Below are 15,158 nucleotides of genomic sequence, written 5' to 3'. Positions count from 1 at the left end.
TGTGTCCGCTTATTCCTGCGGCTCTTCTTCGTCTGCGGCTGCATCGAGGGTTGGCTCGTCGACGTTGTCATCGCCGGCTGCGATCACCTCGCCATCGAAGCCTTCACCTTCAAGCTCGTCGCCTTCCAGCTCTTCGCCTTCCACTTCCGACGGTTCCTGGACACGCTCCAGGCCGACCAGTTTTTCGTCCTTGGCCAACTTGATCAAGGTCACGCCCTGGGTGTTACGGCCCAGGCTCGACACTTCAGCCACACGGGTACGTACCAGGGTGCCCTGGTCGGAAATCAGCATGATTTCCTCGCCATCGAGCACCTGGACTGCGCCGACCAGACGGCCGTTGCGGTCGTTGCTGACCATGGCAATCACGCCTTGGCCGCCACGCTTGTACTCCGGGAACTCGCTGATAGCGGTACGCTTGCCATAACCACGCTCGGAAGCGGTGAGGATCTGGCTGCCTTCTTCCGGGATCAGCATCGAAATCAGCTTCTGCCCTTCCGGCAGGCGCATGCCGCGCACACCGCGAGCGGTACGGCCCATGGCGCGAACGTCGGATTCCTTGAAGCGCGTTACTTTACCGCCGTCGGAGAACAGCATGACTTCACGCTCACCATCGGTGATGGCCGCGGAGATCAGTACGTCGCCTTCATCCAGCTCCAGGGCGATCAGGCCCACGCTGCGTTGACGGCTGAAGGATTCCAGCGGGGTCTTCTTCACGGTGCCCTTGGCGGTCGCCATGAAGATGAAGTGACCTTCGGTGTATTCCTCGACCGGCAGCATGGTGCTGATGTATTCATCACTGTCCAGCGGCAGCAGGTTGACCAGTGGGCGACCACGGGCGGCGCGGGAGGCTTCCGGAATTTCGTAGGTTTTCAGCCAGTACACTTTGCCCTTGCTGGAGAACAGCAACAGCGTGGTGTGACTGTTGGCGACCAGCAGGTGAGCGATGTAGTCCTCATCCTTGACGCCGGTAGCCGACTTACCTTTACCACCACGACGCTGGGCCTGGTACGCAGCCAATGGCTGGGTTTTGGCGTAGCCACTGTGGGAGATGGTCACGACGCGCTCTTCTTCCGGGATCATGTCACCCAGGGTCAGGTCGAGGCGCGCATCGAGGATCTCGGTGCGGCGCACATCACCGTATTCGGCGCGGATCACTTCCAGCTCTTCGCGGATCACTTCCATCAGGCGCACGGCGCTGTTGAGGATGCGGATCAGCTCGCCGATCTGGTTGAGAATCTCCTGGTACTCGGCCAGCAGCTTCTCGTGCTCCAGACCGGTCAGGCGGTGCAGGCGCAGTTCGAGGATGGCCTGGGCCTGTTCCGGCGACAGGAAATACTTGCCGTCGCGCAGACCGTATTGCGGGTCCAGGGTCTCAGGGCGGCACGAATCGGCGCCGGCGCGCTCAACCATCGCCACTACGGCGCTGGATTCCCACGGCATCTTGATCAGTGCTTCTTTAGCTTCCGACGGGGTCGGCGAGGCTTTGATCAGGGCGATGACCGGGTCGATGTTCGACAGCGCAACAGCCTGGCCTTCCAGGATGTGGCCGCGCTCGCGGGCCTTGCGCAGTTCGAATACGGTACGGCGGGTAACGACTTCGCGGCGGTGACGGACAAACGCTTCCAGCAGATCCTTGAGGTTCAGGATGCGCGGGCGACCGTCGATCAGTGCAACTACGTTGATACCAAATACGCTTTGCAGCTGGGTCTGGGCGTAAAGGTTGTTGAGGATCACCTCAGGCACTTCGCCACGACGCAGCTCGATCACTACGCGCATACCGTCTTTGTCGGACTCGTCGCGCAGCTCGGTGATGCCTTCAAGCTTCTTCTCTTTAACCAGCTCGGCGATCTTCTCGATCAGACGCGCCTTGTTCAGCTGGTACGGGAGTTCGGTGATGACGATCTGCTGGCGGCCACCGACTTTGTCGATGTCTTCGATCATCGAGCGGGCGCGCATGTAAATGCGGCCGCGACCGGTGCGGTAGGCTTCGATGATGCCGGCACGACCGTTAATGATCGCGGCGGTCGGGAAGTCCGGACCGGGGATGTATTGCATCAGCTCATCGACGGTCAACTCAGGGTTGTCGATAAGCGCCAGGCAACCGTCGATGACTTCACCGAGGTTGTGCGGCGGGATGTTGGTGGCCATGCCCACGGCAATACCGCTGGAACCGTTGACCAGCAGGTTGGGAATACGGGTTGGCATGACCGCCGGGATCATTTCGGTGCCGTCGTAGTTCGGCACCCAGTCCACGGTTTCTTTATGCAGGTCGGCCAGCAGCTCGTGCGCCAGCTTGGTCATGCGCACTTCGGTGTATCGCATGGCCGCGGCGTTGTCGCCGTCGACCGAACCGAAGTTACCCTGGCCGTCTACCAGCAGGTAGCGCAGGGAAAACGGCTGGGCCATCCGAACGATGGTGTCGTACACCGCAGTGTCGCCGTGAGGGTGATACTTACCGATCACGTCACCGACAACACGGGCAGATTTCTTGTACGGCTTGTTCCAGTCGTTACCCAGCTCGCTCATCGCGAACAGCACACGCCGGTGCACGGGCTTCAAGCCATCGCGCGCATCAGGCAGTGCCCGACCGACAATTACGCTCATCGCGTAGTCGAGGTAGGACTGTTTCAGCTCGTCTTCGATATTGACCGGGAGGATTTCTTTGGCCAGTTCGCCCATGAGAAGCCTGATTCCTTTTTCGGGTGAAACCTCGTCACATCCATATGGGACGAACGAAGCTCGCCGCTGCCGGCAGAGTGCCTGACAACGACTTACGACAAATCAACGAGTTATGACACGGATCTGCACGTTATAGGCCACCCCTTGGGGCAGCCCTGGAAACCGCCGGATGTTATCACAATCGCCGCCACGCACCTATCCCCCTGATGCGCATGGAGCATAGTAAGTTGACGGATGACAGGCTTGAGGGGGACGAGAGGGGCTCAGAAGTGGGGTGGTGCTATTTTTCGAGCGTGGATCCAAGGATTTTATTGACTTAAATGGCCAATCGCAGGCAAGCCAGCTCCCACACGTAGATCTGTGACCATTATCCAAGGTGGGAGCTGGCTTGCCTGCGATAGCAATCGGACAGGCGCCAAAGCCCTCAATGCAACCGCTTACGGCACATCAACCTGGCCAATTTGGCCGTATCCGGCCGCTCAACGACGCCTTTCTCGGTCACGATCACATCGATCAAATCAGCCGGCGTCACATCAAACACCGGGTTATAAGCTGTCACATCGGCCGCGAAACGCTGGCCCGCAACTTCCAGCAGCTCACCCGCATCACGCTCTTCCAGCGCAACGTCATCGCCAGTGGCCATCATCCTGTCCAGCGTCGAACTCGGCGCCACCACCATAAAACGCACGCCATGATGCATCGCGCACACCGCCAGCTGGTAGGTGCCGATCTTGCCGATCACATCACCATTGGCGGCGATGCAGTCGGCACCGACGATTACCCAGGTCACGCCTTTGGTCTTCAGGATATGTGCACCGGCCGAGTCGGCATTCACCGTCACCGGGATGCCCTCGCCCGCCAGTTCCCAGGCGGTCAGGCGCGAGCCTTGCAGCCAGGGCCGGGTTTCATTGGCGTAAACCTGTTCGACCATGCCTTCCAGATAGGCCGCACGAATCACGCCAAGGGCCGTACCGACACCACCGGTCGCCAGGGCGCCAGCGTTGCCATGGGTGAGGATTGCCTGGGCATTGCCCTGGTGCTTGCGGATCAGCTCAACGCCCAGTTGGGCCATTGTCAGGTTGGCTTCGCGGTCGCTTTCGTGGATCGCAATCGCCTCGGCTTCCAGCACCGCCAGCGGATCGGCGTGCTTCTTGACGCGGTCCAGGCGGTCGCGCATGCGCTTCAGTGCCCAGAACAGATTCGACGCGGTCGATCGGGTATCGGCTAACAATGCGTAGTCTTCTTCCCATGCGGCCTGCCAATCACCGCCTTCGGCGATCCGCTCGCGGGCCGCCAGCACCAAGCCATACGCAGCACTGATACCAATAGCCGGCGCACCGCGTACCACCATCGAACGAATGGCTGCAGCCACCTCATCGACCGTAACGCAGGCCACCCAGCTTTCCCGGGACGGCAAGGCACGCTGGTCGAGCAGGTACAGCGCGCCATCACGCCAATCGATGGCCTTCACTTTCTCCGCTGCCAACAGTCGATCGCGCATCCCTTACTCCGCACTCATGAACAAAGCCGCCGATTATAGCGATCCGCCAGCCAGGACGCTCGGGTATACTTCGCCCTTCTTTTATAGCTGCCTGGGAAGAAGCCTGCGATGACCGCCACTGCCGCCCCGCTCGACTTGTTGTTGCTGCCAACCTGGCTGGTACCTGTCGAACCTGCCGGCGTGGTGTTCAAGGAGCATGGTCTGGGCATCCGCGATGGGCGCATTGCCTTTATCGGGCCACGGGCCGCGGCCTTGAAGCTTTCGGCCGTTGAGGTGCGCGAACTGCCGGGCATGCTGCTCAGCCCCGGCCTGATCAACGCCCACGGGCATGCGGCGATGAGCCTGTTTCGCGGCCTGGCCGACGATTTGCCACTGATGACCTGGCTGGAAAAACACATCTGGCCCGCCGAAGCCAAGTGGGTCGATGAAGCCTTCGTACGTGATGGCACCGACCTGGCCATCGCCGAACAGCTCAAAGGTGGCATTACCTGCTTTTCCGACATGTACTTCTACCCCAAGGTCGCCAGTGACTGCGTGCACAACAGCGGCATGCGCGCGCAGATCGCGATTCCGATCCTCGACTTCCCGATCCCCGGCGCCAGCACCGCCGATGAGGCGATCCGCCAGGGTGTCGAGCTGTTCGGCGACCTCAAGCACCACCCGCGCATCAAAATCACCTTCGGCCCGCACGCGCCCTACACGGTGTGCGACGACAACCTGGAAAAAATCCGGGTAATCGCCGAGGAGCTGGATGCAGCGATTCATATGCATGTTCACGAAACCGCCTTTGAAGTGCAGCAAGCGGTTGAGCAGACCGGCGAGCGCCCCCTGGCACGCCTGGGTCGACTCGGCCTGCTGGGCCCGCGCTTCCAGGCCGTTCATATGACCCAAATCAGCGAGGACGACTTGGCTTTGCTGGTAGAAAGTAACACCAGCGTCATCCATTGCCCGGAATCGAACCTGAAACTGGCCAGCGGCTTTTGCCCGGTGGAGCGGTTATGGCAGGCTGGCGTCAATGTGGCCATCGGCACCGATGGCGCCGCCAGCAACAATGACCTCGACCTGCTGGGCGAAACCCGCACCGCCGCGATGCTGGCCAAGGCCGTCGCCGGTTCAGCCACCGCGCTGGATGCCCACCGCGCCCTGCGCATGGCGACGCTCAATGGCGCGCGGGCCATGGGCCTGGAAAGCGAGATTGGCTCGCTGGAAGTGGGCAAGGCGGCGGATATGGTCGCCTTCGATCTGTCGGGGCTGGCGCAACAACCGATCTACGATCCGGTCTCACAACTTATATATGCCACCGGACGCGATTGTGTGAAACACCTTTGGGTCGCCGGCAAGCAGTTGCTCGACGACCGGCAATTGACCTGCATGGATGAACAACAGTTGACCGCCACGGCCATTGCCTGGGGCCAACGCATCAGCGGGCACAGCGAATAACGCCGGTTTTGAACCCTGACGTTCAGAAACGGCCAACCGATTTATCAGATTTAGAGGATTCACCATGAGCAACGTCGACCACGCCGAAATCGCCAAATTCGAAGCCCTGGCTCACCGCTGGTGGGACCGCGAGAGCGAGTTCAAACCCCTGCACGACATCAACCCGCTGCGCGTCAACTGGATTGACGAGCGCGTCAACCTGGCCGGCAAGAAGGTTCTGGATGTAGGTTGCGGCGGCGGCATCCTCAGCGAAGCCATGGCGCAGCGCGGCGCGACCGTGATGGGCATCGACATGGGCGAAGCCCCATTGGCCGTGGCCCAGTTGCACCAGCTGGAATCCGGCGTCAACGTCGAATACCGCCAGATCACCGCCGAAGACCTGGCCGAAGAAATGCCCGAGCAGTTCGACGTGGTCACCTGTCTCGAGATGCTCGAGCACGTGCCGGACCCGTCCTCGGTGATCCGCGCGTGCTTCCGTATGGTCAAGCCGGGCGGCCAGGTGTTTTTCTCCACCATCAACCGCAACCCCAAGGCCTACCTGTTCGCGATCATCGGCGCGGAATACATCATGAAGCTGCTGCCGCGCGGCACCCATGACTTCAAGAAATTCATCCGCCCGTCCGAGCTGGGTGCCTGGAGCCGCCAGGCCGGGCTGACCGTCAAGGACATCATCGGCCTGACCTACAACCCGCTGACCAAGCACTACAAGCTGGCCAGCGACGTGGACGTCAACTACATGATCCAGACCCTGCGCGAGGAGTAAGCCTGTGAAGTTGCGAGCGGTTCTCTTCGATATGGACGGTACCTTGCTGGATACCGCGCCGGACTTTATCGCCATCTGCCAGGCCATGCGCGCCGACCGCGGCCTGGCGCCGATCAACGACCAGCACATCCGCGATGAAATCTCCGGCGGTGCGCGAGCGATGGTCGCCGTGACCTTTTCCATGGACCCGGAATCCCCAGGTTTTGAAGAATTGCGCTTGGAGTTCCTCGAGCGCTACGTCAAGGGCTGCGCGATCCATAGCAAACTGTTCGATGGCATGGCCGAGTTGCTCGAAGACATCGAGAAGGCCCATCTGATCTGGGGCGTGGTCACCAACAAGCCGCTGCGCTTTGCCGAGCCGATCATGCAGCAACTGGGCCTGGCCGAGCGTTCGGCCCTGCTGATCTGCCCGGACCATGTGAAACACAGCAAGCCGGACCCGGAGCCGATGATCCTGGCGTGCAAGATGCTCGGCCTGGACCCGGCCAGCGTGTTGTTCGTGGGCGATGACCTGCGCGATATCGAATCCGGCCGTGATGCCGGCACCCGCACGGCGGCGGTCACTTACGGCTACATCCACCCGGACGACAACCCGCGTCATTGGGGCGCCGATGTCGTGGTGGATCACCCGCTGGAGCTGCGCAAGGTGCTGGATAACGCGCTGTGCAGTTGCTGATTGTTTGCCGCCCCTGCAAACACTGAAGCCAGCTCCCACAGGAATTGGATTCCACATTGAAAGCTGTATCACCTTGAATTCTGTCGAGGCTATTTATGTTTGATTACTCCGCACGTCCAGAACTGCTCAAAGGCCGGATAATCCTGGTGACCGGTGCCGGTCGCGGGATTGGCGCGGCGGCGGCAAAAACCTACGCCGCCCATGGCGCGACCGTGCTGCTGCTGGGCAAGACCGAGGCCAACCTGGCCCAGGTCTACGACGAAATCGAAGCCGCGGGCCACCCGCAACCGGTGGTGATTCCGTTCAACCTGGAGACTGCCCTGCCCCATCAATACGATGAGCTGGCCGCGATGATCGAGAACGAATTCGGCCACCTCGACGGCCTGCTGCACAACGCGTCGATCATCGGCCCACGCACGCCGATCGAGCAGTTGTCCGGTGAGAATTTCATGCGCGTGATGCACGTGAACGTCAACGCGATGTTCATGCTGACCAGCACCCTACTGCCGCTGCTGAAGCTGTCCCAGGATGCGTCGGTGGTGTTCACCTCCAGCAGCGTCGGGCGTAAAGGCCGGGCGTATTGGGGGGCTTACGGTGTGTCGAAGTTTGCCACTGAGGGCCTGATGCAGACCTTGGCCGACGAGCTCGAAGACGTGGCGGCGGTACGCGCTAACAGCATCAACCCGGGCGGTACGCGCACCAGCATGCGGGCCCAGGCGTATCCGGGGGAAAACCCGATGGAACGGCCTGCGCCGGAAGAGATCATGCCGGTGTATTTGTACCTGATGGGGCCGGACAGTGCGGGGATCAATGGGCAAGCGTTTGACGCGCAATAATATCTGACACAACACAGAACCAAATGTGGGAGCAGCGGTGCGACCGCCGCTCCCACATTGGTATTGCAGCGCTCTTTAGTTTTTCACCACCTCTTCGAGAGTGAAACGGCCCAGCGGGTTTTGCAGGAAGTTGCTCACATTTTTGCGTGAGATGTTGATGTACGGGCTGTAGTACAAGTCGATCCAGTTCACGTCCTGTTTCGCCAGTTTCTGCAGTTCGACATACATCTGCTCACGCTTGGCCGGGTCGGCCTCGATCCGCGCGGCCGCCACCAACTCCTTGACCTTGTCGTTCTTGTAACGGGTCATGTAGTTCTGGTTGGTGTCATGGCCCAGTACGAAGGTGGTCTTCTGGTCCGGGTCGAGGATGTCGTTGGTCCAGTACATCACCGAAATATCGTATTCCCCGTCCACCAGCATCTGCCAGCTTTGGGTCGGGTCGACCTTTTGCAGGTTGGCGGTCACGCCGACCTTGGCCAGCTGGTCCTTGATGATCACCGCAATCTGCTCGTCGGCTTCGTTGCCGGCGTTGACCACGTAGTTAAGCTTCAAGTCCTTGGCACCCGCAGCCTCCAGCAGCTTCTTGGCGGCCGTCGGGTCATACGGGCGTTGCAAGTTGTTGGCGTAGTGGAACAGCGAGCCCTTCGGGATGTATGAATAGGCCACGGTGCCTTGACCGTAAGTGGCGGCTTTCACCAGCGATTGTTTATCAATGGCCATGTCCAGCGCCTCGCGTACTTCATGCTTGGCCAGCAGGCCGTGAGCGTGGTTGATCAACAGGTGATCTTCGCGGGTGGACGGGTCGGAGTGGATCACCACGTTCTTGTCTTTCTTCAGCTCTTCAACCCGCGAGAACGGTACGAAGATCGCTGCGTCCAGCTCGTCGTTCTGCACCATGCGCATGCGTGTATTGTCGTCGGTGACGGAGACCCACTCCACGCCATCGAGACTGACGTTCTTGGCCTGCCAGAAGTTCGGGTTCTTTTTCAGGATGACGCGATCACCCTTGCGCCACTCGTCTACGGTAAACGCGCCGGACGTCACCGGGTTTTCCGAGTAGGCGTCTTCACCCATTTTGGTCATGGCCTTTTCCGACAGGATCGACACCGTCGGCGACGCCAGTTGCGAGAGAAAAGCGACAGCCGGCGTCTTGAGGGTGACCACCAGGGTTTTCGGATCGGCCGCCTTGGCGGTGTTGATCAAGTTGAACGGATCAGCCCACAGCGAGGCTTTGTTGTCGCGGATACGCAACAGGCTGAACGCCGCATCCTCAGCGGTAATCGGCGAGCCATCCGAGAACTTCGCGTCGCGCAGCTTGAAGGTGTAGGTCAGGCCATCCTTGGAAATATCCCAGCTTTCTGCCAACCCCGGCTCCATCTTGGTGCCCAGGTTATCGACGCGCACCAGGGTGTCGTAGACGTTGGCGAATACCCACGTGTCGCGGTTTTGCGCGCTTTTGATCGGGTCGAACGTGGTGCTGTCCTCGCGGCAGCCGATGGTCAGGACGCCGGCGGCGTGTGCCAACCCAGCAGTCAGGGACCAAGCGGTCAACGTAGCGGCGGCGAGCAACTTCAAGTGGCGCGTTTGCATATCACAACTCCTTGTTAATGAATGGCAGGTAAGGGTCAAAGCAAAGGTTCTTCAAGCACGCAACTGTATCGATGCTCGTGCAGGAAATGCGTTGGCGGCAACACCTCGGAACACATGGCTCGAGCGTGCCGGCAACGCGGGTGAAAGGCGCAACCGGTAGGCAAATTCAGCGGGCTGGGTGGCTCACCCGGCAAGGGCTCCGTAGGCAACGGCCGATGCGGATCAATCTCTGGAATCGCCTGGATCAAGGCCGCCGTGTAAGGATGCCGTGGCGAAGTGAAGACCGCTTCCACCGGTCCTTCCTCGACAATCTTGCCCAGGTACATCACCGCAACGCGGTTGCACAGGCGCCGCACGATGGCCAGGTCATGGGCGATAAACAGGATCGCCAGGTTCATACGCTGTTGCAGTTCCAGCAGCAGGTTGATGATCTGGCCCTGGATCGACACGTCCAGCGCCGCCACGCATTCATCGGCGATGATCAGCCGTGGCTCTACCGCCAATGCCCGGGCAATGCCGACGCGCTGGCATTGGCCGCCACTGAGGGAGCCGGGTCTGCGGCTGGCGAGTTCGGGGCGCAGCCCGACCAGGTCGAGCAGCTCGTTGACGCGAGCGGGGATCTGATCCGGCGCCACCTTGCGCTGCACGCGCAACACTTCGGCGATGGTTTCACCGATGGTGTGGCGTGGATTCAGTGCGGCGTACGGGTCCTGGAAGATCATCGCGGTTTCATGGCGCAGGCGAGTGATATCGATGGCGCTGCCGTGGGCCATGTCGATGCCGTCAAACAACACCTGTCCGGCGCTGATCGGGTTGAGGTGCAACACCGCCCGGCCCAAGGTGCTCTTGCCGCTGCCGGACTCGCCGACCAACCCCAGGGTTTCACCCGCCGCCAGGTCCAGCGACACGCCGTTCACCGCCCTCACCCACTGCTTGTTCAGGCCGAACAACCCCGTGCCGGACGCGGCAAACTTCACCTCAAGGTCCTTGATCTGCAACAGGCTCATGGGTGCGCTCCCAAAGGGTAATGACAGGCGACTCGCGCGCCTTCCGGCAGCACCTCGGTGCACAAGGCGCCGACCTGCGGGCAACGCGGGTTGAACCGGCAGCCGGCGGGCAAGGCGTCCAGCAACGGCGGCTGCCCGGGAATCGTGCGCAGCAAGGCGTGGCCGCTGCTGTGGGCGGGCTGGCAGTCGATCAGGCCAGCGGTGTACGGGTGTTGCGGATGCGCCAGCAGTTCGTATTTGCTGCCGTGTTCGCACAGGCGCCCGGCGTACATCACGGCGATGGCGTCGCAGGTTTGCGCAACCACGCCGAGGTCGTGAGTGATCATGATGATCGACAGACCGCGTTTATCACGCAGCTCCAGCAGCAACCGCAGGATTTGCGCCTGCACCGTTACATCCAGGGCCGTGGTCGGCTCGTCGGCAATCAGCACTTTCGGGTTGCAGCCCAGCGCCACCGCGATCATCGCGCGCTGGCGCATGCCGCCGGAAAACTCGTGGGGGTAGTTGTCGACCCGCGCTTGGGGATCGGGGATGCCAACCTGGCGCAACACCTCGATGGCTTGCAGCCGCGCGTCTTTTTTCGACACGCCTTGGTGCAGGCGAATGCCCTCGGCAATCTGCTCGCCGATACGCATCAGCGGGTCGAGGTGGCTGCTGGGGTTCTGGAAGATCATGCCCAGTTGGCCGCCGCGCACGGCACGCATGCCGGCGTCATCGAGTGGCAGCAGATCCTGGCCGGCCAACCGAACCGCGCCACCTTGCACGCGCAGCGCAGGCGACGGCAACAGGCGCATCAGGCCGCGACACGCCATGGTCTTGCCTGAGCCACTCTCCCCGACCAGGCCGAGGATTTCACCTTCAGCCAGGTCGAAGGACACACGGTCGACCAGGGTTACATCACGCCCGGTATTGTTGGCAATCACGCTGAGGTCGCGTACTTGCAGCAGGCTCATGAGCGATCCCCCAGCACTTGCGCCACGCCATCAGCCAGCAAGCTGAAGCCCATGGCCAGCGTCACGATGGCCAGCCCCGGAAAGGTGCAGATCCACCAAGCGGTTGTGATAAAGGCTTGCCCCTCGGCCACCATCGTTCCCCATTCGGCGGTCGGCGGTTGAACGCCCAGGCCCAGGTAGCTCACAGCGGCGCCATTAAGCAGTACCAGCACCGCGTCAGACATGGAAAACACAATCGAGCCGAACATCGCATTCGGCAGCAGATGCCGGAACAGAATCCGCCCGTGACCAAAGCCCAGGCTCTTGGCGGCCAGGGCGAAGTCGCTCTCCTTGAGCACCAGGATCTGCGAGCGGATCAGCCGCGCGTAAGACACCCAACCCACCAGCGCCATGGCGATATAGAAGCTCTTCAAGCCCGGACCGAGGATGGCCATGATTGCCAGCATCAGCACCAGGAAGGGGAATGCCAGAATCACATCGATCAGGCGCATGCAGAAGCTGTCGAAACGCCCACCGATATAGCCTGAAACCGCGCCGACAAAGGTGCCGATCAGGAACGGGAAGATCACCCCAACGATCGCCAGTTGCAAATCGATGCGCGCGCCCCAGATCACCCTCGAAAGAATGTCTCGACCATAGTTGTCCGTGCCGAATGGATGGGCAAGGTTTGGGCCGAGCAAACTGAAGTCCGTGTTTTGCGCAATCGGGTCATAAGGCGCGATCCACGGCGCAAACAGCGCCAGCGCCAACCACAGCAGCAGAATCAACAAACCCCAGGCAGCGGTCAGCCGGCCGTTGCGAAAACCAAACCGCAGACGCAAACGCCATGGCGCAATCAAGGGGCGAGTGCTCATTGCATCTTCACCCGTGGGTCGAGGGCGACAGTGGCCACGTCAGCCAGGAAGTTGACCACCACGGTCGCGCACGCCAGCACCATGGCCACGCCCTGCACGACCATGTAGTCGCGCGTGAAGATCCCGCGCACCAGCAACTGGCCGATCCCGGGGATGGCAAACAGGCTTTCGATCACCACCGTGCCGCTGATCAACCAGCCGATATTCACCGCCAGCAGGTTGACGGCCGGTACCAGCGAATTGGGCAGCACATGGCGGCGAAACACCGCAGCTTCCGACAACCCGCGCGCCCGGGCGGCGGTGACGTGGTCGGCTTGCAACTCCATCAACATGCTCGCCCGCAGGTTGCGCACCAGCACCGCCGACAGGGCCAGGGCGATCGTCAGGCACGGCAGAACCATGTGGTGCGCCTTGTCCAGCCAGGTCCGCCCGTAACCCGATACCGGAAACAGCCCCCACTGCACACTCAGCAACAAGATCAACATCAAGCCCAGCCAGAACGCCGGCATGCCCAGGCCGACCGTCGTGAACACGCGGATCAGCTTATCCGCCCAGCCACCTTTGTTACGCGCGGCCACGGTGGCCAGCGGCACCGCGATCAGCAGCGCCAGCACCACGCTGCCGAGCACCAGCACCAGCGTCGGCTCGATGCGCGTGACGATCAGCTTGAGCGCGTCGACCTTGTACAGCAGCGATTGACCGAGGTCGCCCTTGAGCAGGTTTTTCAGGAAGTAGAAATATTGCAGCCACACAGGTTGGTCGAGGCCGAACTGGGCGCGGATTTTCAGCAAGGCGTCGGGCGTGCTGCGCGAACCCAGCAGCGCGCGCGCCGGGTCGCCGGGGATCGAGCGCACCAGCACAAAGGTGATCAGGCTGATGCCAAACAGCACCGGCAGCAATTGCAGCGGCCGGGACAGCACAAAACGATAACGTGCCAGGTTCATCCGTCAGCCTCGGTGACGCGTGAGGAAGTCCAGCAACACCGGGAAATACGCCTGGGGTTCCTCATAAAAGGGCATATGGCTGCTGTTGGGAAATACGTGCAATTCGGCGTGTTTGGCCGCCATCTTCATGCGCAGGGCGCAGGCCGGGGTGAGTTCGTCGTGCTGGCCGGTGGTGATCAGCAGGGGCATCTTGAACGCGGCCATCTCAGGGATGCGGTTCCAATCCTTGAGGTTGCCGATGTAGAGGAATTCGTTGGGGCCCTGCATGGTTTCGTAGGGGCCCATGTTCCAGTCGTCGAGGGAACGCTTGACCGGCGCGGGCCATTCGTCGAGACGGCACACGTGGCGATAGTTGAGCAAGGTGATCGCGGCCTGGTACTGCGGGTGGTCGAGGGTGCCCATGGCTTCATGGCGTTGCATCATGGCCACGGTTTCGCTGCCAAGGGCGCCGCGCAGGCGTTCCAGTTCCTGGGACAGGTGTGGAATGTCACCCACGGTGTTTTCGAGGATCAGGCTTTTCAGCACATCGGGGTAATGGATGGCGTATTCGATACCGAGCCAGCCGCCCCATGAATGCCCGAGCAAATGCACGCGGCCCAGGCCCAGTGCCTGGCGCACGGTTTCGACTTCTTCGACATAACGGCCGATTTCCCACAGCGAAACGTCGGTCGGTCTGGCTGATGCGCCCGTGCCAAGCTGGTCGAATGCAACCACTCGCAGGTTATGGTCTTTGAGCCAGCCATGGGCGTCGCGCAAGTAGTCACACGGCAGGCCGGGCCCGCCGTTGAGGCACAACAGCACCTCATCGCCTTCGCCGAAGCTGTAGACCACGAGGTCATGGCCGTCGACTTGCACGTTGTACTGCTGGTCGGGGGCAATTTCACGCCACATGCATACATTCCTTGTGTTGTGTCGGCCTGGCAGGTAGCGGCCGTTTATCAGGCCAACACTACCGAGGATGCCGCGCGTCCATAACCTAGCATTTCTTATAGGTTTGGGCCTGGCAGTCCTTCGCCGGGGCGTGGCATTCTACTTGCAGCAAGTCGAGATTCAAATGAATTCGGGAGCAGAACGGATGCTGGCCAAGCTGACTGCCTTAAATCACCGTCTGATGCCGGGCAGGAGCCTGGATGAGCAGATGGACAACACATTCATCCTCGCCCAGCAGTTGGGTTTCGATGCACTGGTGTATGACTACACCCCGGTGCCAATCGACCAGGATGGTGCATTGATCACCCCCTCGGTGCTCGAACTGCGCAATACCCCGCCGGGCTGGCATAGCTTGTGGTGCAGCGAAGGGTTCTACCAGATCGACCCGGTGCAACACCTGGCCCTGAGCACGGTGTCGCCGTTTGTTTGGTCCTACGACATCAAGGCCGATACCCCTCTGCAAAAGATCATCGATCCCTGCCACGCCCCCGTTTCATCCTATCTGCACGACCAACAACTGACCTGCGGCGTCAGCGTGCCCATTCACCTGCCCCGTGGCGGCTTCGCCTCGCTGACCGGCCTGCGTACCGGTAAAGCCGGCAACGTCCTGCAGGATGCGCAGCAGACCTTGTCGGATTTCAGCCTGATTTCCCACGCCCTGCAGGAAGCGGCCTACCCGCTGTTCAGCAAAGAGCTGCGCACTTACCCGCATATCCACCTGACCAAACGTGAACGCGAGTGCCTCAAATGGGCCGCCGACGGCCTGACCGCCGCTGAAATCGCCACGCAATTGAGCCGTTCACTGGCGGTGGTCACCCTGCATCTGGCCTCGGCAATGCACAAGTTGGGGGCCAAGAATCGCGTACAGGCGGTGGTGCGCGCCACCCATTACCGCCTATTGGAAGACTGACCCCTCGGCAAAACCTAGCTGTTTTGCTAGTTACTTAAACTTCTTCCACGCTTTATCGTGTGCCTGATCATTTTT

General features: G+C 61.2%; 13 protein-coding genes. 5 read left to right on the top strand and 8 right to left on the bottom strand.

Annotated features, from left to right (window positions below):
• Positions 1–9: 9 nt before the first annotated feature.
• A complete protein-coding gene (gyrA, locus tag AACY44_RS00865; protein ID WP_339414824.1) occupies positions 10–2,679 on the bottom strand; it encodes a DNA gyrase subunit A in 2,670 nt (889 codons plus the stop codon).
• Between the two features lie 424 nt (positions 2,680–3,103).
• Positions 3,104–4,180, bottom strand: coding sequence for an S-methyl-5-thioribose-1-phosphate isomerase (gene mtnA, locus AACY44_RS00860; RefSeq protein ID WP_339456482.1), 1,077 nt, complete (start codon positions 4,178–4,180; stop codon positions 3,104–3,106).
• A 108-nt stretch (positions 4,181–4,288) separates the two neighbouring features.
• Here mtnA and AACY44_RS00855 point away from each other — a divergent pair, with 108 nt between their 5' ends.
• The 4 genes from AACY44_RS00855 (at position 4,289) to AACY44_RS00840 (ending at position 7,895) form a co-directional block, all read left to right on the top strand.
• On the top strand, positions 4,289–5,620 hold the full coding sequence (locus AACY44_RS00855) for a TRZ/ATZ family hydrolase (protein WP_339414826.1): 1,332 nt from the start codon (positions 4,289–4,291) through the stop codon (positions 5,618–5,620).
• Positions 5,621–5,684: 64 nt separating this feature from the next.
• Entirely contained in the window at positions 5,685–6,383 is a 699-nt protein-coding gene (ubiG, locus tag AACY44_RS00850) for a bifunctional 2-polyprenyl-6-hydroxyphenol methylase/3-demethylubiquinol 3-O-methyltransferase UbiG (RefSeq protein WP_017734479.1), read from the top strand.
• A gap of 4 nt (positions 6,384–6,387) precedes the next feature.
• Positions 6,388–7,059 carry an N-acetylmuramic acid 6-phosphate phosphatase MupP gene (gene mupP, locus AACY44_RS00845; protein WP_339428404.1) on the top strand — a complete coding sequence of 224 codons (672 nt, stop codon included), beginning with the start codon at positions 6,388–6,390 and terminating at the stop codon, positions 7,057–7,059.
• Between the two features lie 95 nt (positions 7,060–7,154).
• Entirely contained in the window at positions 7,155–7,895 is a 741-nt protein-coding gene (locus AACY44_RS00840) for a YciK family oxidoreductase (protein WP_339414828.1), read from the top strand.
• Between the two features lie 75 nt (positions 7,896–7,970).
• Here AACY44_RS00840 and AACY44_RS00835 read toward each other — a convergent pair whose 3' ends face one another.
• Genes AACY44_RS00835 through AACY44_RS00810 form a run of 6 tightly spaced genes read right to left on the bottom strand, consistent with a single transcriptional unit; the run spans position 7,971 to position 14,134 of the window.
• Complete coding sequence (locus AACY44_RS00835; protein ID WP_339529632.1) at positions 7,971–9,485, bottom strand: ABC transporter substrate-binding protein; 1,515 nt, start codon at positions 9,483–9,485, stop codon at positions 7,971–7,973.
• A gap of 35 nt (positions 9,486–9,520) precedes the next feature.
• A complete protein-coding gene (locus tag AACY44_RS00830; RefSeq protein WP_339414830.1) occupies positions 9,521–10,492 on the bottom strand; it encodes an ABC transporter ATP-binding protein in 972 nt (323 codons plus the stop codon).
• The gene (locus tag AACY44_RS00825) at positions 10,489–11,445 is read right to left on the bottom strand and encodes an ABC transporter ATP-binding protein (RefSeq protein ID WP_339414831.1); all 957 of its coding nucleotides are present in this window, start codon (positions 11,443–11,445) and stop codon (positions 10,489–10,491) included. Before AACY44_RS00825 ends, AACY44_RS00830 begins: the two co-directional genes overlap by 4 nt.
• Positions 11,442–12,299 carry an ABC transporter permease gene (locus AACY44_RS00820; protein WP_339414832.1) on the bottom strand — a complete coding sequence of 286 codons (858 nt, stop codon included), beginning with the start codon at positions 12,297–12,299 and terminating at the stop codon, positions 11,442–11,444. The genes AACY44_RS00825 and AACY44_RS00820 overlap by 4 nt, the downstream gene beginning before the upstream one ends.
• Entirely contained in the window at positions 12,296–13,243 is a 948-nt protein-coding gene (locus AACY44_RS00815; protein WP_339428399.1) for an ABC transporter permease, read from the bottom strand. Before AACY44_RS00815 ends, AACY44_RS00820 begins: the two co-directional genes overlap by 4 nt.
• A 3-nt stretch (positions 13,244–13,246) precedes the next feature.
• Positions 13,247–14,134, bottom strand: a complete 888-nt coding sequence (locus tag AACY44_RS00810; RefSeq protein ID WP_339456478.1) for a proline iminopeptidase-family hydrolase — start codon at positions 14,132–14,134, stop codon at positions 13,247–13,249.
• A gap of 184 nt (positions 14,135–14,318) precedes the next feature.
• On the opposite strand from AACY44_RS00810, the gene AACY44_RS00805 reads away from it, so the two are divergent.
• A complete protein-coding gene (locus AACY44_RS00805; RefSeq protein WP_065889502.1) occupies positions 14,319–15,083 on the top strand; it encodes a LuxR family transcriptional regulator in 765 nt (254 codons plus the stop codon).
• The last annotated feature ends 75 nt before the right edge of the window (positions 15,084–15,158 follow it).

The sequence above is a fragment of the Pseudomonas sp. RA_15y_Pfl1_P11 genome, from assembly GCF_963970975.1.
Lineage (GTDB): Bacteria > Pseudomonadota > Gammaproteobacteria > Pseudomonadales > Pseudomonadaceae > Aquipseudomonas > Aquipseudomonas tritici.
Note: the sequence above shows the minus strand (reverse complement) of the source record. Positions and strands in the feature narration are given on the sequence as shown.

Excerpts from the sequence above, each read along its gene's own strand:
- AACY44_RS00825 (WP_339414831.1), bottom strand. The coding sequence starts at position 11,445 with ATGAGCCTGCTGCAAGTACGCGACCTCAGCGTGATTGCCAACAATACC.
- AACY44_RS00810 (WP_339456478.1), bottom strand. The coding sequence starts at position 14,134 with ATGTGGCGTGAAATTGCCCCCGACCAGCAGTACAACGTGCAAGTCGAC.
- ubiG (WP_017734479.1), top strand. The coding sequence starts at position 5,685 with ATGAGCAACGTCGACCACGCCGAAATCGCCAAATTCGAAGCCCTGGCT.
- AACY44_RS00805 (WP_065889502.1), top strand. The coding sequence starts at position 14,319 with ATGCTGGCCAAGCTGACTGCCTTAAATCACCGTCTGATGCCGGGCAGG.
- gyrA (WP_339414824.1), bottom strand. The coding sequence starts at position 2,679 with ATGGGCGAACTGGCCAAAGAAATCCTCCCGGTCAATATCGAAGACGAG.
- AACY44_RS00820 (WP_339414832.1), bottom strand. The coding sequence starts at position 12,299 with ATGAGCACTCGCCCCTTGATTGCGCCATGGCGTTTGCGTCTGCGGTTT.
- AACY44_RS00840 (WP_339414828.1), top strand. The coding sequence starts at position 7,155 with ATGTTTGATTACTCCGCACGTCCAGAACTGCTCAAAGGCCGGATAATC.
- AACY44_RS00835 (WP_339529632.1), bottom strand. The coding sequence starts at position 9,485 with ATGCAAACGCGCCACTTGAAGTTGCTCGCCGCCGCTACGTTGACCGCT.
- AACY44_RS00855 (WP_339414826.1), top strand. The coding sequence starts at position 4,289 with ATGACCGCCACTGCCGCCCCGCTCGACTTGTTGTTGCTGCCAACCTGG.
- AACY44_RS00815 (WP_339428399.1), bottom strand. The coding sequence starts at position 13,243 with ATGAACCTGGCACGTTATCGTTTTGTGCTGTCCCGGCCGCTGCAATTG.
- mtnA (WP_339456482.1), bottom strand. The coding sequence starts at position 4,180 with ATGCGCGATCGACTGTTGGCAGCGGAGAAAGTGAAGGCCATCGATTGG.
- AACY44_RS00830 (WP_339414830.1), bottom strand. The coding sequence starts at position 10,492 with ATGAGCCTGTTGCAGATCAAGGACCTTGAGGTGAAGTTTGCCGCGTCC.